The following is a 1,566-nucleotide window of genomic DNA, read 5'->3' on the forward strand; positions in this document are numbered from 1 at the left end:
TCTGCTGCGCGCCGGTGTGCTAGACCTTCAAGACGCTTCCCGCCTGCTTTGGTCCATTTCTGTAGCTCGGCAGGGACGGCTTCATATTCACCTTGATTGAGCTTTTTTAACAGTGTCGAGTTACAAAAGGCTGTTGTTCCTACATTATAGCAAAATGACACTAACGCCGCGAATTGTTCATCTGTTAATGAAACTGTAACAGCGCGTTCAACGACATTTTCAAATTGTCTTAAGTCTTGGCAAAGAAGTTCTTCTGCTTGCTTTTCCGTGATGGTCATGCCTTCATAAACAAAAGGCTTTCCAGCATTGTTTGTATGTCCATAACCGATTGTCCACACCCCAATGGCATCTTTATAGGCGTTCAAACGCAAACCTTCCCATTGTTTGATAAGTGCAAGTCCCTCTAATGATATTTTTCGCATATGATTCTCCATAAAAAAAGCTCCGCAAAAAGCAGAGCTGGATTAAAAAATTGATATTTTTCCCATTTGAAAGGATGGCTTGTTAAAACCTATGTAGCTTGTTCATTGGAACAAAAGAATGTATTTGACATTATCTATTGTGTAGCATATAAACTACAAATGTTTATTGTTAAAAAAACACACTATTTTACAGAGTGGTTAGACTCGTTAAAAGACAAACAAGTGCAAAAGAAAATTGCTGCACGTATTTTCCGCCTTGAATATGGGCTTCTAGGAGACGTGAAATATTTCCGTGGCATTGGTGAACTAAAAATAAATTATGGACCAGGCTATAGGATTTATTTTGTAAAACAAGGGAAACAAATCATTTTGTTATTAAATGCTGGTGATAAATCCACACAACAAAAAGATATCGAAAAAGCCCTTCAATTAGTAAAGGAAATGAAACATGGAAATTACTAAATTTGATGTAAGTGAATATTTTAATACGCCTGAAGACTTTAAGATCTTATTAGATGATGCTTTAGAAACCAAAAATAGTGGCTATATTGCACATGTATTAGGTATTATTGCGCGTAAACAAGGAATGACAACTGTTTCTCAAGAGACAGGACTAAATCGCGAGTCTCTTTATCGTTCTTTAAGCGATAAAGGTGATCCACGACTTTCTACTTTTCTTAGTGTTTTGAATGCTTTAGATTTGCAAATGAGTTTGACACCTATTCAAAAGAATTGTAAGGAGCAGACAGCTTTAGAAGAAGCATCTTAACCACCTCCCCATTTTAAGAACGGGGAGGGGAGATGTGTTTTACTTAAGCAATCTTTTTAATGAGGGGCTCTACATCTGGTTTATAACCTATCATGTATCCTCTTCATCCATATGGATGACGCCTTCTCCTTCGTCACATGCGTTTGGTGGGGCGTTTGGATCAAGGGTATCATCCTTGTCTGGTGTTGTGTTTGCAACGTTTCCAGCCGCATCTTCTTGTGATTCGTCAAAAAGTTCGCACTCTATTTTTGTGGTGTAACCGCCCGTTTTATCAAGTTTGTGCTTAACGCTCTTGATACGCCATTCTGCTGGAATATAGGGGCGGAAAGGGGGCTCTTGAACAAGCTTTGCTTCTGCTTGCACAAAGGGATCGCC

Annotated in this window: 3 protein-coding genes and 1 pseudogene; 2 read left to right on the forward strand and 2 right to left on the reverse strand. The window is 38.8% G+C overall.

What is annotated here, in order from left to right; all coding sequences use genetic code 11:
• The coding region (locus ACFIKQ_RS08930; protein WP_375656303.1) for a lysozyme at positions 1–422 on the reverse strand (422 nt) is incomplete at its 3' end.
• 159 nt (positions 423–581) lie between these two features.
• On the opposite strand from ACFIKQ_RS08930, the gene ACFIKQ_RS08935 reads away from it, so the two are divergent.
• Together ACFIKQ_RS08935 and ACFIKQ_RS08940 are read left to right on the forward strand one after the other, a co-directional pair.
• Positions 582–884, forward strand: a complete 303-nt coding sequence (locus ACFIKQ_RS08935) for a type II toxin-antitoxin system RelE/ParE family toxin (RefSeq protein WP_006589072.1) — start codon at positions 582–584, stop codon at positions 882–884.
• Positions 871–1,191, forward strand: a complete 321-nt coding sequence (locus ACFIKQ_RS08940; protein WP_375620577.1) for an addiction module antidote protein — start codon at positions 871–873, stop codon at positions 1,189–1,191. Before ACFIKQ_RS08935 ends, ACFIKQ_RS08940 begins: the two co-directional genes overlap by 14 nt.
• 90 nt (positions 1,192–1,281) lie before the next feature.
• On the opposite strand, the pseudogene ACFIKQ_RS08945 reads toward ACFIKQ_RS08940, so the two are convergent.
• Positions 1,282–1,566 (reverse strand): annotated as a pseudogene (locus ACFIKQ_RS08945) (late control protein); the annotation flags it as partial.

The sequence above is a fragment of the Bartonella sp. MR63HLJHH genome (assembly GCF_042194155.1).
GTDB lineage: Bacteria > Pseudomonadota > Alphaproteobacteria > Rhizobiales > Rhizobiaceae > Bartonella > Bartonella grahamii.